This window comes from Paenibacillus sp. B1-35, from assembly GCF_050474385.1.
Classification (GTDB): domain Bacteria; phylum Bacillota; class Bacilli; order Paenibacillales; family Paenibacillaceae; genus Paenibacillus_B; species Paenibacillus_B alvei.
In genome coordinates this window covers 248,635-272,891 of the sequence record NZ_JBCHVJ010000001.1, presented here as the reverse complement: position 1 = coordinate 272,891, position 24,257 = coordinate 248,635, and the positions used below count along the sequence as shown (strand labels likewise).

At 45.3% G+C, this 24,257-nt stretch carries 24 protein-coding genes; 6 read left to right on the top strand and 18 right to left on the bottom strand.

The annotated features are described in order from the left end of the window. Positions 1-438: 438 nt before the first annotated feature. From ACQ5BJ_RS01325 to ACQ5BJ_RS01270, 12 genes are all read right to left on the bottom strand, one after another. Positions 439-1,863, bottom strand: a complete 1,425-nt coding sequence (locus tag ACQ5BJ_RS01325; RefSeq protein WP_262866774.1) for an ABC transporter substrate-binding protein — start codon at positions 1,861-1,863, stop codon at positions 439-441. A gap of 169 nt (positions 1,864-2,032) precedes the next feature. Then, complete coding sequence (locus tag ACQ5BJ_RS01320) at positions 2,033-3,376, bottom strand: ABC transporter substrate-binding protein (protein ID WP_430056081.1); 1,344 nt, start codon at positions 3,374-3,376, stop codon at positions 2,033-2,035. A gap of 161 nt (positions 3,377-3,537) precedes the next feature. Then, positions 3,538-4,815, bottom strand: coding sequence for an ABC transporter substrate-binding protein (locus tag ACQ5BJ_RS01315; protein WP_430107971.1), 1,278 nt, complete (start codon positions 4,813-4,815; stop codon positions 3,538-3,540). A gap of 100 nt (positions 4,816-4,915) precedes the next feature. Next, positions 4,916-6,268, bottom strand: coding sequence for an ABC transporter substrate-binding protein (locus tag ACQ5BJ_RS01310; protein WP_430107969.1), 1,353 nt, complete (start codon positions 6,266-6,268; stop codon positions 4,916-4,918). A gap of 273 nt (positions 6,269-6,541) precedes the next feature. Continuing rightward, positions 6,542-7,936: an ABC transporter substrate-binding protein gene (locus tag ACQ5BJ_RS01305; protein WP_430109392.1), complete on the bottom strand. Its 1,395-nt coding sequence runs from the start codon at positions 7,934-7,936 to the stop codon at positions 6,542-6,544. Positions 7,937-8,011: 75 nt separating this feature from the next. Continuing rightward, complete coding sequence (locus ACQ5BJ_RS01300; RefSeq protein ID WP_430107967.1) at positions 8,012-9,283, bottom strand: ABC transporter substrate-binding protein; 1,272 nt, start codon at positions 9,281-9,283, stop codon at positions 8,012-8,014. Between the two features lie 166 nt (positions 9,284-9,449). Then, a complete protein-coding gene (locus ACQ5BJ_RS01295) occupies positions 9,450-10,757 on the bottom strand; it encodes an extracellular solute-binding protein (RefSeq protein WP_430107965.1) in 1,308 nt (435 codons plus the stop codon). 72 nt (positions 10,758-10,829) lie between these two features. Further along, entirely contained in the window at positions 10,830-12,200 is a 1,371-nt protein-coding gene (locus ACQ5BJ_RS01290) for an ABC transporter substrate-binding protein (protein WP_289355373.1), read from the bottom strand. Between the two features lie 33 nt (positions 12,201-12,233). Next, positions 12,234-13,409, bottom strand: coding sequence for a DUF4179 domain-containing protein (locus tag ACQ5BJ_RS01285; protein ID WP_289355372.1), 1,176 nt, complete (start codon positions 13,407-13,409; stop codon positions 12,234-12,236). Continuing rightward, a complete protein-coding gene (locus ACQ5BJ_RS01280; protein WP_005549357.1) occupies positions 13,384-13,962 on the bottom strand; it encodes an RNA polymerase sigma factor in 579 nt (192 codons plus the stop codon). The genes ACQ5BJ_RS01285 and ACQ5BJ_RS01280 overlap by 26 nt, the downstream gene beginning before the upstream one ends. Positions 13,963-14,137: 175 nt before the next feature. Beyond that, positions 14,138-14,626, bottom strand: coding sequence for an HXXEE domain-containing protein (locus ACQ5BJ_RS01275; protein ID WP_289355371.1), 489 nt, complete (start codon positions 14,624-14,626; stop codon positions 14,138-14,140). A 65-nt stretch (positions 14,627-14,691) separates the two neighbouring features. Further along, complete coding sequence (locus ACQ5BJ_RS01270) at positions 14,692-15,282, bottom strand: TetR/AcrR family transcriptional regulator (RefSeq protein ID WP_268600303.1); 591 nt, start codon at positions 15,280-15,282, stop codon at positions 14,692-14,694. Positions 15,283-15,522: 240 nt separating this feature from the next. Between ACQ5BJ_RS01270 and ACQ5BJ_RS01265 the strand changes: the two genes are divergently transcribed. Beyond that, a complete protein-coding gene (locus ACQ5BJ_RS01265) occupies positions 15,523-15,753 on the top strand; it encodes a hypothetical protein (protein ID WP_289355370.1) in 231 nt (76 codons plus the stop codon). A gap of 85 nt (positions 15,754-15,838) precedes the next feature. Here ACQ5BJ_RS01265 and ACQ5BJ_RS01260 read toward each other — a convergent pair whose 3' ends face one another. The 3 genes from ACQ5BJ_RS01260 to ACQ5BJ_RS01250 are packed head-to-tail and all read right to left on the bottom strand — an operon-like array spanning position 15,839 to position 17,555. Then, positions 15,839-16,228, bottom strand: a complete 390-nt coding sequence (locus tag ACQ5BJ_RS01260) for a nuclear transport factor 2 family protein (RefSeq protein ID WP_005549364.1) — start codon at positions 16,226-16,228, stop codon at positions 15,839-15,841. Positions 16,229-16,265: 37 nt separating this feature from the next. Then, positions 16,266-16,859, bottom strand: a complete 594-nt coding sequence (locus tag ACQ5BJ_RS01255) for a nitroreductase family protein (protein WP_289355369.1) — start codon at positions 16,857-16,859, stop codon at positions 16,266-16,268. Between the two features lie 48 nt (positions 16,860-16,907). After that, on the bottom strand, positions 16,908-17,555 hold the full coding sequence (locus tag ACQ5BJ_RS01250; protein ID WP_040736425.1) for a DsbA family oxidoreductase: 648 nt from the start codon (positions 17,553-17,555) through the stop codon (positions 16,908-16,910). 312 nt (positions 17,556-17,867) lie between these two features. Between ACQ5BJ_RS01250 and ACQ5BJ_RS01245 the strand changes: the two genes are divergently transcribed. From ACQ5BJ_RS01245 to ACQ5BJ_RS01225, 5 genes are read left to right on the top strand one after another with little or no spacing between them, the layout of a single operon-like run. Further along, positions 17,868-18,233, top strand: coding sequence for a DUF2642 domain-containing protein (locus ACQ5BJ_RS01245; RefSeq protein ID WP_262866777.1), 366 nt, complete (start codon positions 17,868-17,870; stop codon positions 18,231-18,233). A gap of 22 nt (positions 18,234-18,255) precedes the next feature. After that, entirely contained in the window at positions 18,256-18,447 is a 192-nt protein-coding gene (locus tag ACQ5BJ_RS01240) for a hypothetical protein (RefSeq protein ID WP_005549374.1), read from the top strand. Positions 18,448-18,486: 39 nt separating this feature from the next. Next, positions 18,487-19,212, top strand: coding sequence for a glycosyltransferase family 2 protein (locus ACQ5BJ_RS01235; protein ID WP_005549376.1), 726 nt, complete (start codon positions 18,487-18,489; stop codon positions 19,210-19,212). Beyond that, positions 19,202-20,359: a glycosyltransferase family 4 protein gene (locus ACQ5BJ_RS01230; RefSeq protein ID WP_262866778.1), complete on the top strand. Its 1,158-nt coding sequence runs from the start codon at positions 19,202-19,204 to the stop codon at positions 20,357-20,359. The genes ACQ5BJ_RS01235 and ACQ5BJ_RS01230 overlap by 11 nt, the downstream gene beginning before the upstream one ends. Beyond that, the gene (locus ACQ5BJ_RS01225) at positions 20,359-21,420 is read left to right on the top strand and encodes a polysaccharide pyruvyl transferase family protein (protein ID WP_289355368.1); all 1,062 of its coding nucleotides are present in this window, start codon (positions 20,359-20,361) and stop codon (positions 21,418-21,420) included. The genes ACQ5BJ_RS01230 and ACQ5BJ_RS01225 overlap by 1 nt, the downstream gene beginning before the upstream one ends. Before the next feature lie 78 nt (positions 21,421-21,498). Here ACQ5BJ_RS01225 and ACQ5BJ_RS01220 read toward each other — a convergent pair whose 3' ends face one another. The 3 genes from ACQ5BJ_RS01220 to ACQ5BJ_RS01210 form a co-directional block, all read right to left on the bottom strand. Next, positions 21,499-22,044, bottom strand: a complete 546-nt coding sequence (locus ACQ5BJ_RS01220) for a TetR/AcrR family transcriptional regulator (RefSeq protein WP_262866779.1) — start codon at positions 22,042-22,044, stop codon at positions 21,499-21,501. 62 nt (positions 22,045-22,106) lie between these two features. Further along, entirely contained in the window at positions 22,107-23,306 is a 1,200-nt protein-coding gene (locus tag ACQ5BJ_RS01215; protein WP_430107956.1) for a serine hydrolase domain-containing protein, read from the bottom strand. A gap of 134 nt (positions 23,307-23,440) precedes the next feature. Further along, complete coding sequence (locus tag ACQ5BJ_RS01210) at positions 23,441-24,256, bottom strand: SPL family radical SAM protein (RefSeq protein ID WP_005549389.1); 816 nt, start codon at positions 24,254-24,256, stop codon at positions 23,441-23,443. Position 24,257 lies beyond the last annotated feature (1 nt).

Here is a 24,257-nt window from a genome sequence, read left to right as displayed (position 1 = left end):
TAATTCAGATTAAATAAGTTGCAAAAATTATGGTTTTTGGTAACTAATTTACTTATTTTATATGATTTAAAGAGTTTACTTTGCGATTCATAGTAAGAACCATGCCATTCCCCCTTTCGTACAAACAAAATATTCCATACATAAGCAATATTAAATTATAGAATTTTTCCAGGAAATCAAAACATTTTTATATTCAGTTTATATATCTTCTTTTATTAATAAAAATATCTCCCTAGATAAGTAAAAATCCAAAGGGATAAAACGGTACAACTTTTTTATAAACGGTACGACTTTATTTCAAAGCTACAGCCCCTAACATATTATATATGTCTAAAATGTTAGGGACAGTGTTTTAATACCATTAAATTAGGTCTTGATGGTCTTGATAAATTATTTTTCCTTCACTCGATCTTTCAGCTTGATCTCTTTTTCATTCATTTATTGATCTTGCTTGGCTTTTTCCCGTGACCGATCCAACATTTCTTGCCCCTTGAGTTGAAGCTCAGCAACTGCCTCATCCAGCGTTTTCTCTTGGTCAATCAAGGATTTCAGCACATCCGACAGTAAAACATCAAACTCAGAATGAAAACCCGCCGGAATACTCTTTTTATCAGACACTCCACTGGCCTGCATTGGCTTTAACAGATAGAACGCATCCGTTTCCCGCCCTCTAAAATCCTTGAAATAGTCTGACCGCGTGGGGAGCGTATCGTTCATTGCCTTCCCAGCAACCTGCGCCATTTCCGGCCCGTTCACGAACTTGACGAATTCCCAAGCCGCCCGCTTGTTCGGAGAATCCGCAGATATGGCATAGATCTCTGATAATTTCACGTAAGCTGATTCATCGGGCTTAGCAGGATTAACAGGCGCGGCCGCGATGCCCCAGTCGATCTCCGGTGTCTTCGAATAGTAGGGAATATCCCGCAAAAAGGAAGCAAACCACGGTGCTTGAATCGTCATTGCAGCTTGACCTATGTAGAACAACTCGTTCGATCGGCTGTATTGTTTCAAGTAGTCTCTATGTTTCTCAAAGTCGCTATCGTCGTATCCATCAAGCTGTTCGCCCTCCTTCATCGGGGGAGGCGCATAGGCTGCATGATTGCGGACGGCATCTGCCGTCATCTTCATCGCTTCCTTCCAACCATCCGAATCGATCAACAGCTTGCTTGATTTCTCGTCAACAAGCTTTAGTCCAGATGCAGCGGCGATATCATACATCAAACTTGCTGGCCCTTTCGTTTGATACAAGCCAAACACTTGCTTCTTTCCTGATTCGACGCTCGCAAATCTCTCTGCCAGATCAAGAAGCTCCTTCCACGTCATTTTCCCGTTAGGCGGCTCGATTTGATACTTCTTGAACAAATTGCGATTATAATAGATGACATTTGTCTCAAAGGATGGAGTAAGCCCGTACAACTTTCCGTTCCCTTTTGCCCGCAGCCTATCGATAAGTCCAGGCATGAATCCGTCCAGCTTGTATTGATCCTGGCTAATGGCCGGCTCTATGTCATACAACCTCCCTTCTTGAGCGAAGGTCTCAAACATACTTTCATTCAAAAACAGCACGTCCGGCTTATACTTATCAAGGAGCTTCTTTTTTTCTTCATTCCAATCGAATGATTCCTCTTTGTCGGCACCGCCGAACATCTCCTCTTGACTAATAACCTCGACGTCAATATCAGGGCTCATCATTTTGAAGAAGTTCCCATAATCCTGATAGAATGCATCTTCACTTTTATAGACGACCCTGATCTTCCCCTTGCCATCTTTAAGTGGCGCTAGTTCTGACCGCTCTCCGAAACAGCCGCTTATAAGTGATATCATTGTCAGCAGTACTATACAAATCTTCCACTTTTTTAGCACGTATTTCACACTCTCCCTAGTCTATGTTATAAACAATATCACTCAATCTATTAGATGTTCTTATTGCCCCATAGTGCTCTCGCTTCCCTCAGGATTTGAGAGATCGAACGGCTCACCGGGCTTTACATTTACGAGCGTCATGCATGACGTGCCCCTTAACCATCTTGAGTTATGAACTGCCTGTTGGCTTCTTTTTCGACTTTTCACGCAGCTGCACCAGTGCGTCCTGCGCTTTAAATTCCAATTCGGCAGCCGCTTCGTCCACAGATTTCTTATTATCAATGACGGCCTGAAGTTCTTCCATCAGCGTTTTATTAAACACTCGATAGAATTCAAATCTGGAAACATTCCCCCACATGTTATTGCCTTCCTTGGCCTTCAGCATATAGAACGCTTCCATGCTCTTCCCCTTAAATTCCTTCAAGTAACCAGTTCGTGTTGGCAATTTGCCATCCATTGTACGCGAACGGGCATGCGCCATCTCCGGTCCGCTCGCAAACTTGACGAATTCCCAGGCCGCCCGCTTATTCTGTGAGTTGGCTGAAACCGCGAAGAGCTCGTCAAAATACACGCCTGTTGATTCCTCCCCAGGTTCAATTGGGACAGTGACAATCTCCCAATCAACAGTCTCCTGATATTTATAGCCCCATGAAGTCGGAGGCCCAGATATTGTCATTGCAGCCACGCCATCGTAAAAGTCATTTTGTGAGGAGTACAGTTGACTCTCAGGACGGAAATAAACCGCATTGTTGCGTACGGCATCCGTCGCCAACCTCATTGCTTGTTTCCAGCCATCCGAATTGAAGAATACCTTCTCTCCTGTCGGATCGATCAGCTTTAAGCCGGCGGTATCGGCGATGTCATACATCAGTTCACCAATATTGCCATAGGTATGGTAAAAGCCATGCACCGGACGGCCTCCATTCTTGACGGTAGAGAATCTGGCAGCCAAATTGAATACCTCTTGCCAAGTCATCTTGTTCGTAGGCGGATCGATCTGATTCTCCGCGAACAATTTCGTGTTATAATACAGTGCCTTCATTCTCACATATGGAGCCAGCCCATATAGCTTGCCGTCACCTAAACTTTTGATCGTATCGATGAGCCCCGGCATGTAGCCCTCGATATCATAACCGTCCTGGCTTATCACTTCATCTAGACCATAGAGCCTGCCGTCAGTTGCGAATTGCTTGAACGTAGTGTCGTTCAGCATGTATACATCCGCCTCCGAATTCTCGAGCAGTTTCTTAACCTCCGCTTCCCAAGCTTCCGCGCTAATCATCTTCCCGAGATTTTTGAGCACTTGAACCTGTGGGATGACTTCGACTTCAATCTGCGGGTACTTCATATTGAAGTACTTTCCGTAATCGCGGTAGAATGCATCCTCATCCTGGTAGAGCACTTTGATTTTACTTGGCTGCAAAGGCTCCAGCACTTCCTTCTTGCCGAAGCAGCCGCTTATCAGAGAAATGACCGTCAGCATCAGTATTGCTATTTTCCATCTATTATGCATATCTTTCTAGCTCTCCTTCTTTGTTTAAGCGCAGTTCACAATGAACCCTGATTTCTTCTATTGTAAAATTTAACATCCGGCTGTCCAGCATATATACATCTGCGTCCGCTTCTTCGAGCAGCTTCTTTACTTCCGCCTTACGAAGCTTCTTTATTTCTTCTTCAAGGCTTCTTCTCCTCTGCTTTACGCGCTTTTAGGAGTACCTCTTGCCCCTTGATCTCCAGCTCGGCTAACGCCTCGTCCACTGACTTCTTATTATCAATAACGGCTTGCATCTCTTCCTGCAACGGCTTATCGAACAATCGGAAGAAGACATCTGGAACATGCTCATTCATCCATACCGTGTTCCCCTGCTTGACCTTCAGCAGATAGAAGGCTTCCGTGCTCTTGCCGTCGATCTCCTTTGCATAGCCGGTACGCGAAGGGAGTGAGCCGTTTATTGTTCTTGAACGAGATTGGGCCATTTCCTCTCCATTCACGAACTTGACGAATTCCCAGGCTGCACGTTTATTCGGCGAGTCGGCTGCAATTGCAGCGATTTCGAAAAGAGAAATGGATTGCGATGGCTCCGCAGGATCAATCGGCACCGTGACCGCGCCCCAATCTATCGGCTTTTCTCCCTCCACATAAGTAGGTCGCTGCTTCAATTCCATCATTACGAAAGCATCCGCAACCATCATTGCGGCTTTCCCTTTGAAAAAGTAGCTTTTTTGTGTATACATTTGGCTCTCAGGATGGAAATAGACCGATTTATTGCGTACCGCACCCACTGCCAGCTTCATTGCATCTTTCCAGCCATCCGAATTCAGAAGCACCTTCTCTCCCTTCGGATCAAACAGCCTCAAGCCGGAAGTATCAGCGATTTGATACATCAGCCTGCCCGGGTCTCCCACAATTTCATACAAGCCGTGCACTTTATTGTCGCCCGCACCGACATTAGAAAATCTCGCGGCCAAATCAAATAGTTCCTGCCAGGTCATGTTGTTCCTCGGTGGTTCGATATGATGCTCCTTAAATAAGGCCTTGTTATAATATAGAACCTGCCTGTTGAAGGATGGAGCCAGTCCGTACAGCTTCCCGTTGCCCAAACTTTTGATCTTGTCCAGCAATCCTGGCATAAAGCCATCGACATCATACTCATCCTGGCGAATCGCGTCCTCCAAATCGTACAGCTTTCCATCCTGGGCAAAGATCTTGAATACATAATCGTCCAGTAGAAATACATCTGCGCCAGAGCTCTCCAGCAGCTTCTTTTTTTCTACAAAATAGTCATCCGCATTAATGATTTTCCCAAGCTTTTTAAGCAGTTGCATCTCGGGAATGACCTCGACCTCAATTTGCGGATATTTCATATGAAAATACTTTCCGTAATCGCGGTAAAATGCATCCTCATCCTGATAGACTACCTTGAGTTTGCTTGGCTGCAGCGGTTCCAGCACTTCCTTCTTCCCGAAGCATCCACTCATTAAGGAGACGATCGTTAGCAGCAGAATCGCTATTTTCCATTTGTGATGTATATTTTCTCACCCTTTTCCTTACTTAAGAGTTTCCTTTTGTCTTCTGTTTTGATTCTTCTTGCAATTTGAGCAATAGCTCCTGCCCCTTTATCTCCAAGGCGGCAGCCGCTTCATCTACTGACTTCTTATTATCGATAACGGCCTGAAGCTCTCCCTCCAGCGTCTTATTGAACATCCCGAAGAAGGGAAATGGGACATACTCATTCATCCAAACGCTATTGTGCTGGGCCTTCAGCATATAGAACGGTTCCATGCTCTTGCCCTTGAATTCCTTCAAATAACCGGTACGTGAAGGTAAACTTCCGGTCATCGTGCGTGAACGGGCATGAGCCATTTCCGATCCGCTCGTAAACTTGACGAATTCCCAGGCGGCGCGCTTGTTGGCAGAATTCGCAGAAACCGCAAAAAGGGAATTAAAGGAAACGTTCGTCGATTCCACCCCCGGCTCAATTGGGACAGTGACGACCTCCCAATCTACCGGCTCTCCCTCGTTAAATCTAACAACAAATGTGGCGGGAGGGCCGGATACGGTCATCGCAGCCACACCATCATCAAAGAAGTCGTTTTTTGACGAATACATCTGATCTTCTGGACGGAAATGAACTGCATTGTTGCGTACGGCATCCGCAGCCATTTTCATTGCTTTTTTCCAGCCATCCGAATTGATGAGCACCTTCTCCCCCTTCGGATCGAACAGCTTTAAGCCGGAAGTATCAGCGATATCCATCATCAACATGCCTGCATGGCCATACGAAAAGTACAAGCCATGTACAGGACGGCTTCCATTTTTCACATTAGAAAATCTCGCTGCTAGTTGCAGCACCTCTTCCCAGGTCATCTTGTTCGTCGGCGGTTCGATTTGATTGTCCTTGAACAATTTAGTGTTATAGTACAGCGCTCCAACGCTTACTTGGGGAGCCAGCCCATACAGCTTGCCGTTGCCCAGGTTCTTAATCGAATCGATAAGCCCCGGCATAAACTCCTCGATATTATAGCCGTCCTGCCGGATGGCTTCTTCAATGTCATAGAGTTTGCCGTCGGCGGCGAATTCCTTGAACATCCTGCTGTCCAGCATATATACATCTGCGTCCGCTTCTTCGAGCAGCTTCTTTACTTCCGCCTCGTATTCATCCGCGCGAATCATCTTTCCGAGATTTTTGAGCACCTGAACCTGCGGAATGACTTCAACCTCAATCTGCGGATATTTCATATGGAAGTACTTTCCGTAATCGCGGTAAAATGCGTCCTCATCTTGATAGACCAGCTTGATCTTGCTTGGCTTAATCGGTTCCAGCACTTCCTTCTTCCCAATACAGCCGTCGATGAGAGACATGACCAATAAAAGTAGAACTGCTATTCTCCAATTTTTGCGCATGCTTCTTCTCCATCTCTGTTCTTTTTCCCCGGGGTTGAAACACTTCTCACATTTACTCTCTTAGAAGCTCTCCTAATATATAACAATCCTCGCGATGTGAAATGTGACACATTGTAAAATTAAATGAAACAGAGACCGTCAACTGATCGACGAACCATATACTTGACGTAAGTCAGTTGCAAGTCATTCGGGTATCAATCGTAAGAGGTGAGCAATAAAAAAATCCGTTAAAGTTTGGGCTTCAACGGATTTTTCCACCTATGTCGGACTATTTTATTTGTTATTTTTTCCGTTCAATCGCGTCTTCTGTTGCAGTTCATGCGCAACCCGAAGCGCTTCTTGCCCCTTCATTTGCAGCTCATTTACCGCCTCATCTACAGACTTTTCATTGTCCAAAATGGCTTGCAGCGCTTCATTCAGCAATGCCTGGAAAGAACTGATATATTCTTCAGGGACGTTCTTGTTGCCCCACAGTACATCCATCGAAGAAAACTCTTTCAGCTTCAACGCATAAAAAGCTTCTGTGCTTCTGCCGTCCAGCTCTTTGAAATATTCCGGCCGGGAAGGAATAGAAGGAATCATGCCGACATTCGTCCGAGATGTCACCTTCGCCATATCCTCACCGTTTACAAATTTAATGAATTCCCATGCGGCATCTTTATTCTGGGAATTTGCAGCGATCGCATAAATGTCGCGAAAGTACACATCTCCCGTTTCGTTGGGCGTTAAAGGATCGACCGGAGTTGTCACGACATCCCAATTGATTTTCACACCTTTCTTGTCTCTTAGAACCCTCAAATCCCATGGATTGCCAAGCTTCATCGCAGCCTGTCCTGTGAAGAAAAGCCCTTTTTCCGGTTCAATAGGTTGAGGGCCTTTTTGGGTCGGAGTATACAGCGCCTTACTCCGCGCCGCATCCGTCGCCTGCCGAATGGCCTCTTTCCAGTCATCCGAGTCGATTAACAGCTTCTCTCCCTTAGCATCGAACAGCCTTAAGGCGGTTGAAGTAGCAATTCTATACATCAGGCTGTCTGCTCCACCAATATCCTGGTCTATCGCATATAAATGTTTATCTTTACTGCCTGCATTTGTTACTCTTGCAGCCAGTTCAAAAAACTCCTTCCAGCTCATTTGATTTCGAGGAGGCTCGATATTATGCTCCTTGAATATATCTCGATTGTAGTATAATACAGAGGTATCAATGCTGGGCGTCAGCCCGTACAGCGTCCCCTTGCCCAACACTTTGAGCCTGTCGATAAGTCCTGGCATAAAACCTTCCATATCATAGCGATCCTGCTTAATGACCCCGTCGATCGCATACAGCTTCCCGCCTTGGGCAAATTCTTTATACTTTTCCTCATCCAGCAGCAATACGTCCGGCTGATACTTATCCAGCAGTTTTTGCGACTCCTTCCCAAAATCGAAATCGGGCTGGTTGAACTTGGAATACAGCTCCGATTTACTGACAACTTCGACGTCAATTTCGGGGTGCTTCAATTTGAACAATTGCCCATAATCTCGATAAAATGCCTCTTCATCCTGGTAGACGACTTTAATTGTCCCTTTAACCTTCTTGACGGACTCCGCTTCCGAGTCGTTCCCGAAACAGCCGCTTACCAAGGACATGATGAGAAGGAGCATTATCCCCATTTTCCAGATTTTTTGCACTCGCAATTCTCTTCTCTCCCCTGTGAAATTTATGCATTTGGCTCCGCATGCACAGAACCAGATTATAAGATTACCTTACGATTTCTTCGCTGCCGCTTCACGCGCTTTTATTAATGCTTGCTGCCCCTTCATATCCAGCTCCATGAGCGCTTCTTCTATCGTCTTCTGTTTATCTATGATCGCTTGCAATGCCTCTGACAACAGCGGGTCAAATAAGTCGTAAAATCCGTGAGGAATGTTCTTGTCTTCCAGCAGCCCTCTGCCTTCTTTCGGCTTTAGGAGATAGAACGGTTCCGTGCTTCTGCCATCCAGCTCCTTAAAATAGCCCGTGCGCGTCGGCATCTTCCCGTTATTCCCCAGTGCGGCAATCTGAGCCATGTCCGTTCCATTTACGAATTGAATAAATTCCCATGCCGCTCGCTTATTTTCTGAATCTGCGGATATCGCATAAATTTCCGATAAGTGTACATAGGCTGATTCATTCGGGCTGGCCGGATCGACCGGAGTTGTGACGATGCCCCAATCAATCTTCGGCGTTTTTTCATACATCGGAACTTCTTTCAAACGAACAGTGAACCAGGACTCTTGAAATGTCATCGCGGCTTTTTCTTGGTGAAAAGGCTCGTAAAAACGATCCATGCGCTCATTGTTTGCGTCTTGCTCTGGTATGTACACGGACTTATTGCGGATTGCATCCGCAGTCATCGTTACAGCTTCCTTCCAGCCCTCGGATTGAATCAGCAGTTTCTGTCCTTTATTGTCAACCAGACGGATCCCAGAGGCAGCCGCAATATCATACAACAGCTTTTCGGGTTTCTCCGTCTGATACAGTCCATATACCCCTGCGTTCGCGAATCTGCCCGCTATGTCCAACAATTCTTTCCAGCTCATTTTATCTCTCGGCGGTTCGATATTGTATTCTTTGAACAGCCCACGATTGTAATACAACACAGGAGTCTCGAAATAGGGTGCCAATCCGTACAGCTTCCCGTTCCCCTTCTCTTTCAGTCTGTCGATAAGTCCCGGCATGAAGCCGGCAATATCATATTTATCCTGGTTAATGACCATATCGAGATCATATAGCCTCCCGTCTTGGGCAAAGGCTTCGAACATGCTCTCGTTCAGCAGCAATACATCGGGCTTATACTTTTCTATTACTCTCTTCTTTTCCTCGTTCAAGTCAAAGGGGGAATTCTTAGCTTGTTCAAACAATTCATCCTGGGCGATGACTTCAACTTCAATATCCGGATATTTCATCAGAAATAAGTTCCCATAATCTCGATTGAATGATTCCTCATCCTTATACACGATCCTGAGCTTCCCTTTGCCGTCTTTCAACGGCGCCATCTCTGAATTTCCACCAAAGCAACCGCCCAATAGTGACGTGATTGTCAGCAATAGGAGTCCAAATTTCCATTTTTTATACATATTTCTCTCACTTTCACCTTTTATTGTCTTTTTTGGGACGACACATATGTTGTATGCTGCCTTATAGCTTCCTATCAATGATTACTTATTTTCTGGTTTCGTTGCGTGCTTGCATCAGCACCTTTTGTCCAACTTTCTCCAACACGGCGGCTGCTTCATCAATCGTTTTTTGATTCTCTATCACGGCCTGCATTTCTGCTCGCAGCGGCTCTACGTACATGCGGAAAAAGGGCTCCGGAACATGAGCGTTCCCCCATTTTTTCGCTGTTTCCCTCACTTTTAGCATATAGAAGGCCTCAAGACTTTTGCCGTCATATTCTTTCAAATATCCTGTCCGCGATGGCAATGTCCCGTTGTATGTTTTGGAAAGGGCTTTTGCCATTTCAGCTCCGTTCACGAGCTTGACCAACTCCCAAGCCGCCCGCTTATTGGGAGAATCGGCTGATATGGCGAAGATTTCACGCGAATTTATATTCACGGACTCATCATTGCGAAGCACGGGCATGGTTACGATGCCCCAATTCATATGGATTCCGGTATGCTTGAGCGACAGCATGAGACCTGGCGAATCGAACGTCATTGCCGCTTCTTTGTTCATAAAATGTTTTTTGCTGCCATTAGAATGTAAAATAATCGACCCGCTGCGGACTCCATCCGTGACGAGCTTCATAACGCTTTTCCAGCCGTCCGTATTGATAAGCACTTGTTCTGCCTTCTCGTCGAATAGCTGTAAGCCAGAGTCGAAGCCGATATTCAGTACCTCGCGTCCGGGATCGGAATAGGTTTCCTCCAAGCCGTACACGTGCCCGCCACTGCCTTGACCCGTAAATCTGCCTGCCAAATCCATTAGCTCCTGCCAAGACATTTTATTTTTCGGCGGTTCAACCTGATATTCCTTGAACAGATCCTCATTGTAGTACAGGGCATGTACGGTGACGCGCGGCACAAGGCCGTACAGATCCCCTTTGCCTAATGCCTTGAGCTTGTCGATAAGTCCAGGCATGAACCCATCCACATCAAAGTTATCTTGATGAATGGCTGTCTCCAAGTTATACAGCTTGCCCTCCTCAACGAAGGCTTTGAACATCTCCTCATCTAACAGCAATACATCAGGATTGTATGTATTCAGGAACTTCCTAGTCGCTTCCTCATAATCATTGACATGATTGAATTCGGTAATGAGCTTCGACTTGCTAATCACTTCCACGTCAATTTGCGGAAATTGTAATTTGAAGTATTTCCCGTAATCCTCAAAGAATGATTCCTCATCGAGATAGACGACCTTGATTGTTCCTGCTTGAAGTGGCTCGAGTTCTTCTTTTTGTTCGCCGCAACTACTCAGCAAGGATAAGATCGTCAGCATGAAAATTCCCGTTCTCCATACCCTTTTCATAGATATCCTCCTACTCTCCTTCTCACCTATTTATCGCAACAGGCCTACTTACCGAGATGGGTGCACATGTGTTTACTTAGCAGTTGGATCACTCGAACGCGCTTTGTCCTCCCGTAATCGGCGTAATACAGCTTGCCCCTTCTCCTTTAATTCGGCAGCGGCTTGGTCTACTGTTTTCTTCCCGTCAATGACCGCTTGCAGTTCTTCCGACAAGATTGGTTCGAAAACGAGAAAGAAATCACGAGGTACATTCCGGTTGTCCCATATGCCGTCTTTCCTCTGCGGCTTCAATTGATAGAACGGCTCTGTTACTGTTGAATCAAAATCATTCAGATTGCCCATGCGCGTCGGCGCATAGTCATACATAAAGCGTTGGGAATGTGTCGCCATTGTTTTCTTGCCATTGATGAATTTCACGAATTCCATCGCGGCCTGCTTGTTATCGGAATCTGCTGCTACTGCATACACATAGGGCAGCTTCATATTCGCCTCTGCCAACTTCGGATTGCCAGGCGGCGACAGGGCGCCCCATTTTTTGTGTAATTTTCTCTTATCGTCCGGCTGCATCACATCTTTATGAATAAAGGATGGATCACCGATCAACATGGCAGAATCCCCATCTAAAAAAATCCCATCATGGGTCATGTTGCGCTCTTTCGGATGAACGAGCAGCGCACGGCTTCTCACTGCTTCTGTCATTTTCTTTATGACATGCTTCCATCCGTCTGTATCGATCAGCAGCTTCTCCCCCTTCTCGTCGAACAAGCTCAGTCCGGAAGAAGAACCGATCTGGTACATCATCGCCGGGGCGGCGGAATATGTATGATAAATGCCGTGAAAATCCCGCTTTCCCGAACCGGGATCGGAGATTTGTCCAGCCAGCTCCAGCACCTCATCCCATGTCATATTGCTTCGCGGAGGCGCAACGTGATGCTTCTCGAACAAGTCCTTATTGTAAAATAAGACTTGTCTGTAGAAATAGGGGGCTATTCCATACAGCTCCCCGTCCCCTCTGCTTTTTAATCGCTCGATCAGTCCGGGCATAAACTCGTTTAGATGAAAGCTTTCATCTTGCAGATCAGCCTCCATGTCATAGAGCTTCCCTTCGCGCGCGGTATCCGAGAACAGGTTCTCATCAACAACAATGACATCCGGCTTGTGCCTGTCTAGAAACTTTTTCTGCCCCTCGTAAAACTCATCGAGTGATTTTCCATCCTTGAACTTGGCAAACTCATTCGTCTGGACAATAAATTCGATTTGATCCAGTGGATAGTTCATCATTTTTATTTTATCGATATCGACGTAGTACGCGTATTCATCCTGATACAGCACCTTGATTTTACTTTCCTGAATGGGCTTATCCTGCTCTTGCATCTTCCCGGCACATCCGCTTATCAATGCGATGATCATAAGCAGCATGATCGCGACTCTCCATTTCCCCATACTTGCTGCCTCTCCTTCCTCGATCCTACGACGTTATTCCTTCTCCAGCTCTATGGTGAACTCTAGCTCTTTCATATAATGCTTTTCTACCTTTCTGGCTTCTAACGATTCATAATCATACAAAAAAGGCTTGATCGTAATCGACTTCGGCCTTTGCGGGAACGGCTCGAACAGCAAATCCAATCCATAATCATTCGACTCTTCGTACTTATTAGCTAATCCTCCAAGGCCCGCATCTACCAGTCCTTTTGCCTTGTTCCCCTGATCATCGAACACGTCTGCACTGAACAGCAGGTTATCGCGCAGTCCAAAGTCTTTTTTCGGACCTATAAATTTATCGGGTACATGCTGCATTTCTCCTATTCCTCTCAGCATCACTCGCGTCGTGATTGGGGTTAACTCCAATTTCTCAAGCGACAGGCTAAGACCGTCATAAGATTTCGTCATATTCTCTGTAAATTTAATATTTTTCGTATTTTTCTTCACCGGAATATTGAACATGAACACCTCCCGAACTCCCGATAATGATACATTCATGCGGATATTGAACTCATCGGGTAGCGGTTTCGGCTCGCTGCTGAGATTTCCGTTTCTCGTTACTGAGGGTTCACTCCAACTAACTGAAATACCCGAATCTGGGTCTCCAGGAATTTGGTACATACTTAAACTTAAGTCGTATGTTATCTCCTCAAGTGAAGAGTCTAAGAAACGAATTCGACGAATTACTCCCCTATCGTCTGTTAAAGAGGGACTGAACAGATAGGAAGACAGATTTTCGCCTTCACGCTCCCACGTAAAAGCCAAGCGGATGCCATCATAAACTATGTTTTTAATTCGAAGCGTAACCCCGTCATGAGTGATGGATTGATTGATTTTCGTAACCAAATTGTTATCAACCGCGTAAGAAAGGCCAAAATCGCCGGTTTGCTGGAACACGACGCCGATGAAGGGCAGCTTGCTTAATGCATGCGCCATCGTTGATGAGACGAACCCGCTTCCAACTAAACCGCCGCTAATAACGGCTGCTAAGGAGGTAGCGATCAATGCTGGCTTCCAGATCGATTTCTTCTTCGCTGCCTTCTCTTCCCGAATCCGATTCATGATCCGATGACTGTATGTATAGACCGGCATTTCGGTATCGTGAATGATTTGTTCAAGCTGATTGATTTCTTGATCGGTCAGCTTAGTTCGATTGGACCATTTCGCCATTCGCAAAGACCTCCTTATCGTTATTCCGAAGCTTCGTGCGCAGCCGCTCATATTTCTTTCGAATCGTGGCCGGGTTGGTGTCCATAATATCCGCTATTTCATTAAAGCTGTATTGCTCAACCGCTCGGAGCAGCAAAATATGCCTCTCCTCCACGGTCAACAGTTCGAGCAGATTCTCAACAATTGCTTCTTGATGTGCTGGAGAAGAACTAGGTTCAAGTTCTCTGCAGCGCAAGAGCAGCCGATACCAGCGATTCCTTTTCTTCAGTACGTTCATGCTGTGGTTATAAGTGATTTTATACAACCATGCTGCAAAGTTTGTGTTCCGTATGTATTGCTTTATATTGCGGTAAGCCTGTATGAAAATTTCCTGCAAAGCATCTTCTGCTTCTTCTCGACTTCCTAATAGATAGTAGCAATAGCTGTATATCTGCTTTTCGAAATGATGAATGAGGATTGCAAAGGCCTCAGCATCTCCTTCTTGCACTTTAACAACAATGGCTTCGATAAATTGCTGCTTTTGTTGTCGTTCCCCCGGGCTGGATAGTTCCACAGGTTCACCTCCCTTGATGCTTTCCAAGCTATATAACAACCATAATCTACGATTTGTGACACCTATCCAAAATAAAAAACAGATAGCGCCAACCGAATAGTTTTTCTACCCGATTGGCGCATACTGCTTATACGATCCGGTATTCAATTTCGTAAGTATTGATATGCTTAAAAGGTTAGTATGTAATAAGCTTTTTGCCTGCCTTGAAGCTTAATGGAATACTGGTCATAATGACAACACCGGCAATGATTGTGCTGATAATAAGCTCACTAGCTGTAATTACATTTGCAGTAAGCCCCGCTTTCATAATGAGGCTATCAATCGGAATGATGACCAATAGACCAGTAACTAAACCTGGCGAGTAGCAGCGTTCGATAATCGTTGAGATCAAATGCGGGAAGATGATGTTGAAGATCATTCCGCCCACATAGCCAAAATACGCGTATTTGAACAACGAAATGTCTGGATAGATGATATAGAGAGCCGTAATCAAATAGGCTAATCCGGTAACCCAAAATAAACCGAACAAAAACTGATCCTGAGAAACTGCTTTATGCAGCTTAACCTTCCCTGCTGCGGAAGATTGTCTGGTCAGCCACACTGCCTCTTCTAAATTGTGAATCGTAAAGGCAAATAAAAATAATAGAATAATGGATGTATTCATATTGTAGTCCTCCCTATTGGAACATTCAAGCAATTGCAAGTATTCGTGATGGTAACGATAAGAATTTACTGTAATCCATTCAATAGAAAATGAACGGTGCTAGCCGAAATCTCTTCCATACTCTCTGTGTGTTCTTCCTTCCCCGTTGTCTCGAACAAATCATCAAGTGCAGGTACATTCCGCGTGAAGATTAGCGCTCCTATAATGAAATGCAGTGTCTGCTTCAAGGATGTGAAGTGGAAGCATCCCTGCTCTCTTCCTGCTTCTATTATGTCGCGAAGCTGCTTCCATAACGTGTACACATAAGCCTGCAATTTCTCCATGCGCGGACTCTGCATAATGATCTCCTGCTGCAGTAAATTGATAAGTTCAGGCTCGGACTGGCGCAGCACGACAAATTGATGGATGAAATGCGTAAAATCCGAAACTGGGTCTTTCAACGTATAGGTTGTCGTAACATAGTGGGGAATCAACGATTCAAAAAGTGCATAGAACACCTTCTCCTTGCCGCCAAAATGATAGGAAACTAGCGCAATCGCCACTCCTGCTTCCTCGCAAATTTGACGCACTGAAGTGCCTTCGAATCCATTGCGTGCAAACAGCTTCTTCGCTGCATCGAGAATTTTCACCTTCACGTCATTTGTATTTTGTACCATACCTGTTCTCCTCTCATGATGTTATTGATGTATAAGTGCTAAGTTGACTTGCCACATTCATTGAATCACTGTTTTGAACAAACGTTTTGAACAGTTGTTCAATTCTTGATATACCCATCCTACTCCTCCGCTGCTGCACTGTCAACTTCATCGAACAAGATTGAGAATCTAAGCATAGGAAATCGGACACGATAACATTAACGATCTTACGAATACAATCAATCAAGGGAGGCTTCTTCAATGAGTGGCAGCATCAGTATATGGGCACTCAAAAAAATGCCCATGCAGCAAGTGATTCAATATATCGAACAACATAGTTCAACTGATTTTCAGGCACGAATGACAAATATGCAGGTATCTGACTATGAAGCTCTATCTCCTGATCAAGCTCAGGATGAACTTCGTACCGCAATATCGACAATGAATGAGGAGCATTACACGGATTATTTATTGGAGTTAATTGATGAGTGATATGGGATAATGAATAGGAGACGGCGCTCCACACACAAAGAAGCATGCCCTCGCGAGGAGAGACATGCTTCTTCTATTAATCATGCTAAGACATAGCCTGAACAACAATATGACTATCAACGTATTGCTTGAATGCTGCTATCTTCCCATCAGCAAGCCTCCATACATGTGCGAAGTCTGCACGAATGGATTTCCCTGTAGCCTTGTATGTTCCGGTATAAACGCCCTCTGTAATTACAATCTTTTGACTTGAAACCTCATGGTAGGTGTGTACAGTGGCAACAAAGTTGTCCCATTCTGTTCCTAAGCGATCAAATACGTTGCTCTTGATGCTGGCTGCTCCATGGAACGTGCCACCGTACGGATACCCTTCTGCTTCCGTCCATACTGTGCTATCAGTTAATGCTTCAAGCAGAAATTCAGGTCCCTCATAGGTGCGGCGGATAATGTCTACATTCGCTTGCTGACTTTCCATATCCAGCCCTCCCACTGTAACAATAGGATGCATAATCTTATTTATGGAAACTTACAACTTCTTCAAACGGCAGGAAGCTGCGTTCGCCTGGTTGTTCATTCGGCTCACCGAACGGCATTTGCGCGATCAACGTCCACTCTTGTGGAATATTCCATGTACGCTTCACTTCTTCATCTACAATAGGGTTGTAGTGCTGAAGGGAAGCTCCGATGCCCTCCGCTTCCAACGAAGTCCATACTGCATATTGCAGCATCGCACTGCCTTGATGAGACCAGAACGGGAATTGCTCTTTATAGCTAGGAGCATTTTCTTGCATGCTTTGAATCGTTGCGTGGTTCTCGAAGAACAAGATTGTTCCCACGCCATCGCGGAAGCCTGCCAGTCTTTGTACAGTCGCATCAAAGTTCTCTGCCGGAACGCGAGCACGCAGCGTTTCTTTCACGATGTCCCAGAACTTCTCATGCTCACCGTCCAACAATACGACCACACGGCCGCTTTGCATATTAAATGACGTTGGGGCATGCAAGGATGTTTTCAAAATTTCGCGGATTCGTTCTTCTGTAATAGCTGGATTTTTAGTTACTTTGCGAATGGAACGGCGGTTGATGATTGCCTCTTTTAATGTTGTCATTGGAATTTCCTCCATTTAGGAATGATTTGATTTGTATACTAGATAAACTTAGCAGTTTCCATTGAGGTCGCACTGCATACCTTCAACAGAGTCAAAAGGCTCCTTGGCTGCTGCCTGATCAATTGCATGAGCCAACCGTTCTTTGCTGGCCAGCCCTTGAATGACCTGATCACCGATGATGAATGTTGGCACTGCCGAAATGCGAGCTTCATAGGCATGCTTGATCGCCTCTTGATGCACTTCACGATATTTTCGAGAAACGAGCGCCGTGCGAAATGCTTCTGCATCCAAGCCAAGCTCTTCAGCTAGCTTCGTCAACACATCGATTTCCCCAATATTTTGCTCTTCTTGGAAAAAGGCTGTGAACACGCGATGAATATATTCATTGCCGAGCTCCTGCTCTTTCGCAAATTGATATCCTTCAAAAGCCAAATTCGTATACGGATGTGGAGATACATGCGGCAAACGCATATCTATTCCCAATTTCTCCGCTGTTGGCTTAATGAATGCATCCCATGATCCCAACTTATCCGGTTCGTTCCATGGATCGATCTTCGGATATGGCTCCGGACGCAATTCGAACGGCATCCATTCTACTTCAACATCTTTTTCCTTTACAATCTCATCCAATGGTCCTTTGCCCAGAAAACAAAATGGACATATAAAATCAGAATAGGCTTTAATCTTTACTGTCATTATCGTTTCCTCGCCTTCTGTATATAAACTCGCTGTAACATAAACCGTTACATCTAGCAAAAAAAAATATCCCACTTGATGTAACCATTATAGTTACAACTAAGAGGAAAGTCAACTCTTTCTAGGAAATATCTAAATGTAAGCCAATATTACTTTGAAAGAAACGTAAAGTTTTTGAAAATAAATGACATTTACTGTCATAAAAACAAACCATTTTCACAAAGGATGCAACTTAGCTCAATCAAATGCTCTGCAACGCGTATAAACTATGATCAAAAAGATATCGATTAAATAGAAATTAGGTGAGACCTTATGTGGTTTAGAGCAAATGAAAAAGAGCTGCAGGCTTTGCTAGGAGGAATAAGCAACATCGTCAAGCAAGCATTGCACGATTCCCTGCTTAGCAATGCAAATGAGGATAATCCTATCATTACAAGACTCAAAGCAGAAGTAAAAAAAGAAATAGAGAAGCTGAATATGCCATTGCCCACACCCGCCTCTGCCCTGCATGAAATGGTTGAAAGATATGTGAATCGATCCGTATCTATTAATACGCCGGCTGGTATCGTAGAAGGCACAATCACAGAAGTTGGAAGCGATTATGTAGAAATCTTGGAGACGGATGACATGGTCGTTATCGTGCAATTGGCCAATGCGATTTCTCTGCAAGCCGGTTAATCTGAGCAAGGAGGTGATGAATATGATGGACAAGCTTAGACCTTTAATCGGTTCTAACCTGCAAGTTGCGACTGCGTTGGAAACAACAACCGGTACGCTTGTATCGGTGGATGAAAACAAATTAACATTGCGCACGTCAAGCGTGTCTGGCTATGAGAATGGCCAGTACGCCATATTTCAATTGAAATCCATATCTTATATTCGCATTATATAATTTTATTTGGCTACATTATGAAGGTGGAGTGGTATAAACATGACATATTCTCGAATAAAAGGGCTCGTCAGTGTGGTAATCCCGAATTACAACCGTGCAAATTACCTGCAGGATTGTCTGAACGGCATTCTTCAGCAGACGTATACGAATTGGGAAATCATCCTGGTTGATGATGGATCCACTGATGATTCCATTCAACAGATTCATGACTGGCTTCTCAACAACCGCGCATATTTGCCCAATCATAATTCCTTTCTTACAATGACGCTGCCGCGAAATATTGGATATGCTGGAGCAATGACGGTAGGCTTATTTATGGCAAAAGGCGAATATATTGCAATCCAAGACTCTGACGACATTTCCCATGCAGAACGGCTGGAGAAGCAGATTAATTATCTTGAAGAACATCAAAATATTGAAATGCTTGGAACAAACTATTACGTATTCGAAAACGATCCGAATAAGATAGAGACCAAGCCCAAATGGCTTCGCTATGGACAGCATATCCGCACAACCTATAATAACGGCGGACACTGTGTGTGCCATGGTACGGTCATGATGCGTGGCGCTCTATTTGATCGTAAGGGCGGGCATTCAAGACGTATAAAAGGTGCAGAAGATTATGAATTTATTGCGCGTTGTCTGGATCCGAACCATTTAAATATTGAAAATCTCCCCGACGTTCTCTATTACTACCGCAGTCATCCAAACCAACGTTCCCGAAAATATTTTTCAAAAAAGCAGGATCCTAAGAATGAAATCTAATCATATCCGCGTGCTGATGGTGATGGACAGCTTAGCAGTTGGCGGTACGGAAACGCATGTGCTGAGCATTGTCAAAGCGCTGAGGAAACTCGGAATACATTCCATATACGCGGGAGCAAGCGGTAGTATGTATGGAGCTTTTGCCCGAGCAGGCTGTCCAATTCATGCAGTGGATGTATCTCCAGGAGTCCTTCTTCATTTGCAGGATTACAGGCTCCAGAAAATCATCTCCACTTTACAACAAGTAATGAAATCGCGGAAAATTAGCGTCGTTCACGTCCATCAGACACCATCTGGTCTATATGCTGCAATGGCTGCGAAGGAACTGGGAATTCCCGTTGTATTCACCGCTCATGGCATGTATTATCCCGAAGAACAATTATTGCGTATGAATCAATATAGCGACGCCATTATTAGTGTAAGCAAGCCTGTGCAGCAATTTTTAGAGCGCATGAATATACGATCCGAGCTCATTCCAAACGGAGTAAATCCAGACGACTTCTTTGAAGTAGACTCCTCCTCTCTTCGGAGCCAGCTCGGCTTACCAGACAGTGCGGATACCATCGTATACACAAGCAGATTGTCATGGGATAAGGCCTATGTGTGTACAATGCTTATTTGGGCTGCTAGAAGACTGCACTTGGAAGGCAGCTCACAGCTGCATGTTGTCATCGTCGGAGATGGACATCAATATCAGGAAATTTACGAGTTGGCCAACAGCATCGAACATGAAATTGGCAAGAGGTTCATTCATATGGTAGGAAGCAAAAAAAACGTACGCGATTATTTAAGTCTGGCTGATATTGTCGTTGGTACAGGAAGAGTAGCCTTGGAAGCGATGGCTTGCGGTAAGCCGGTGCTTGCTGTCGGCAACCACGGATATTTCGGTCTTGTTACTCCAGCAGCGTATGCACAAGCGTGGGATCAGTATTTCGGAGACCATGCGTCTAAGTGCAAGCCTTCCGAGGAAGTGATCGCCAATGCACTGCGCCAGGCTTTTACTCATAAAGCGACTTTGCGCAAAATCGGTTTTCAGGGTCGTCAATGGACATTAGAACATTTCGATATTCACAAAATCGTGATTCAGCTGGCAGAGCTTTATCAGAAAGTCATCCTGCAAGCTTGCCGACAGGAGGCTAGTCGTTAATGAAAAGAAAAATATTATATCTTGGATGGATTGGTTACAATAATTTTGGGGATGAGTGGATGTGGGACATGTTCCGGCATATGTCCAGCCGTTATCTCGAACAGGATAAGTATGAAATCATTCCTTCATTGCCTGGGGTTGATTTGAACGATATTGACCCGTATGACACCGTTGTGCTCGGGGGAGGATCTCTCCTTATTCCGGGATATGTTGATATCATGTACAATGCGGCCAAGAAGAACAAGACGACAATCATCTGGGGCAGCGGGCATGATCGCCTCAGTCGATTAATGATCAATGACGACCGATCCTTCAGCCCTGAGCCTGCAGCTGATAGTGCCGTATATCGTGCAATGCTGCAGGAAGTTATCCGAAGTGCGGCATATTGCGGCATACGAGGTCCATGGACGCATGAATATTTGTCACACAGCGGCGCACCAATGGATCGGGTCTCCATAAGCGGAGATCCTGCTATGTTGGCTCCACTCCCGTCTTCCGTCCATCAAGCAGAACGAACAGATGAACGCTGGATCGGACTCAATTGGGGAACGTCTTACAACCGCATTTATGGCCGGAATGAGGCAGCATTAGAAGATGAGCTTGCCCATGCAGCGCAGCGCTGGATTCGAGAGGGGTACAAAATCTATATTTATGTTGTATGGGGCCCAGATCGCGAAGCCACAAAACGATTGCAGCAAAAGATCGGATTTCCGGAACATGTTGTATTCGATCCTGAGCTCCATTCGCTTGATGCCTATTTAAAATTAGCACAAAAATTCGACTTTACGGTAAACTTCAAACTGCACGCCAACGTATTGTCAGCAGCGGCTGGCATTCCATTCATCTGCTTAGGCTATCGATTCAAGTCATACGACTTCGTACACTCTATGAATCTACCAACGATCATCATCCCAACCCATGCCGCTCACATGGAGACAGCATTGCTAGAAACAGCAAGCTACATTCAGAACAATCGCACGGACCTTATAAGAAATATGCAGGATCTCCGAGAACGCGCAGAATTACAACTGGTAACGCCTTTCAGAGATAAATTGCTATAAAAGTTGGACGCAGCACTTGCAAGATAGCCCTGAGATATCATCTTGGGGCCTTCTTGCGCTCTGATTTACCTTATGCCGTTATTTACGAAGCAGTCCTTCTGTAACGCATTCCAAAAGTAAATCCTTCACCTGCACGAACTTAGAGCCAATTTCATCTCTGTGCATCGAGAGCATCATGACTGACCGAAGCAACCCGATAATCACCTCTGGATCTTCATCTATGATTACATGCTTCTGTTGCCATTGCTTAATTAGGGCAGCGCCGGCATCATTATCAGCTTGAATATGGGATTCGAGCGTTTCCTTCGGCAGTTTGCGGATTAACAGTTCATATTCTTCTCGTTGCTGAATCCGCTTCAGGAAAGGATTCGTCTCCAGCAGCTCAAAGGACAACTCGAATAAACCCTTTAGCAATTCCTTAGGAGATTGATCACTGGCCAGCATTTCTTGAATCTTTTGCTCCTTGAAAGCCTCTTCCTCCTGCATAATGGCATAATATAGTTCTTCCTTCGATTGGAAAAAAGCATAAAAAGATCCCTTTGCAATGCCGCATGCTTTTACAATTTCATCTACGCTCGTTTTTTTCAATCCATATTGAATGAACAGATTCTTGCCCGTAGTCATCAGACAAGCACGAACGGCTTCTTTCTCGGTTTCACTGAACTTTGGAATAATTAATCTCTCCTTTACTTCAAACAGCGATATACCGCTTGGCGCACCGCATTTTCACGCGGATTATTATCCATATATCCACCAATTACATTTAATCCATAAGCATAGCCCAGCTCATAATCCGGATCTGCATAACAGAATGATCCGCCAGCGCCTGGGTGTCCATAAGCTCGATGGCTGCTGCCGAACTTATGCCCTTCAATCGGTTTCCATAAGCCGACAGAATACGCCAGCTTCGTCCGATTGACATGGTCGTATACGCCAGTTGACGGCAGCTTCGGCGGTGCCTCTAACGCTTGTTTTGCTGCTTCGGACAGCTTCAATTGCTTGCCCCCAGCAGCAAATTCCCCATATATACAGGCCATTGCCCGCACTTCTCCGATTCCGTTGCCGGATGGGAACTCAATGGCCAGCATTTCGCGGCGATTGAAATGATCATTCGCAACTAAGCGCTTCGGATCTACCATACTGCGCGCTGTCAACGAGCGTGGATTCATGAAAGCCAGCAGCATTGAGAATGGAATCCCACGTAAATGCTTCAATAGTTGAACAGGGCTGTTAATGCCTCTTACTTGAGCCAGCCTTGTATCCGGCACATCCTTTGGCAGCCCGATAAAGAATTCCGCTCCAAGCGGGTTCGCAATTTCCTCTTGAAAAAATCGGCCCAAGCTTCTTCCTCTTGAATCTACTCTCCGAATAAGCTCTCCAATATACCAGCCTAACGTCCAAGCGTGATAACCGTGCATCGTACCTGGTGTCCACTCAGGTTTCAATTGGGCAAGCTTAGGAGCAACCTGAGCAGTGTCTAAATCATCAAACTTCTCCAATTGTAATGTATCCAACGTGCACAGTCCAGCTTGGTGGGACAACAGCTGCCGAACCGAAATATCCTCCTTTCCATGAACTGCAAATTCAGGCCAATAAGTGCAAACCTTCTCATCATAATCCAGCAGCCCACGCGATACAGCCAGTGCCCCAGCCAGCGCAGCAAAGCCTTTTGTACTTGAAAATACCGGAACCATCGTATGCTCTTCCCATGGTGTCCTGCGGTAAGGGTCGGCTACTCCTCCCCATAAATCTACAACCTTCATTCCTCGAACATAGACGGCGCATGCCGCTCCAGTTTCGTTACGCGTCGTAAAGTTCCGCACAAACTCCTTCTCCACTTCTTCGAACCCTGCTGCCACCCAGCCCTGAACATGAACATTTTGCATCGTCATCCACTCCCTTGTCTATATGACTAAATAAACATTATTAGTCATATAGACATTACCGTATTTCCATCCATTTGTATAGAGGCAAAAAATAGACAGCTATCGATGACGATAACTGTCTCTACGATGCCTTTCTAGAATGGCGCAAACCCCTTCTGACTCACATAAATGCAATTCGACGGAAATACGCTGCGAAATCGCTCTAGCACAATTCGGAATGCATCGGGCTGATACCACTCCTGCAAACCAAGCTCCCCATACAGCTTGCTTATACCTAACTGTCGAGTTCTTGCTCCTCCGCTTCCATCCCCCATGAAGTAATCGTCAATACAGATTCGCTCTGTTATATTGATCAACTTCTGCGGAAAAGCAGTACTGCTCGGCAAAACTGGCGCAATTGTCGCCTGTGTTGGTATTCCGGCTGTTTGCAATCGCTCCAGCGCTTTCAACCTTGCAGCTATTGGAGGTGCGCCGGGTGTAAAGTACTTTCGTATGTCTTCCCTGTCCGTCTCAATCGTCATACTGACTCGTACGGAATTTTGCATTTGCTGCAGCAAATCTATATCTCGCTGAACGAGAGGGCTGCGTGTTTGCACAAGCAAAAAATCAGGCTGTTCCTCTACTATGGCCTCTAGCAGCGAGCGTGTCACCCGTTCCTTGTATTCCACTGGCTGATACGGGTCTGTGCTGGATGACATAAATATCGTGACCCTTCCTTTTGCTTTCGCTCGCCGCAGCTCCTTGCGCAGCACCTCTGCTGCTTGCTGCTTAATATCAACCCAGCTGCCCCATTCCGTCTTGCGGAACTTAGCTACGGGCATCTGCCGTACATAACAATAGGAACAAGCGAAGGAGCAGCCTGTATATGGATTCAAGGTATGGGTGTAATCAGCCAAAAAACCAGTGCCCTTATTAAGCATGGACTTTGGAGATGTGTACTGAAATTCCATT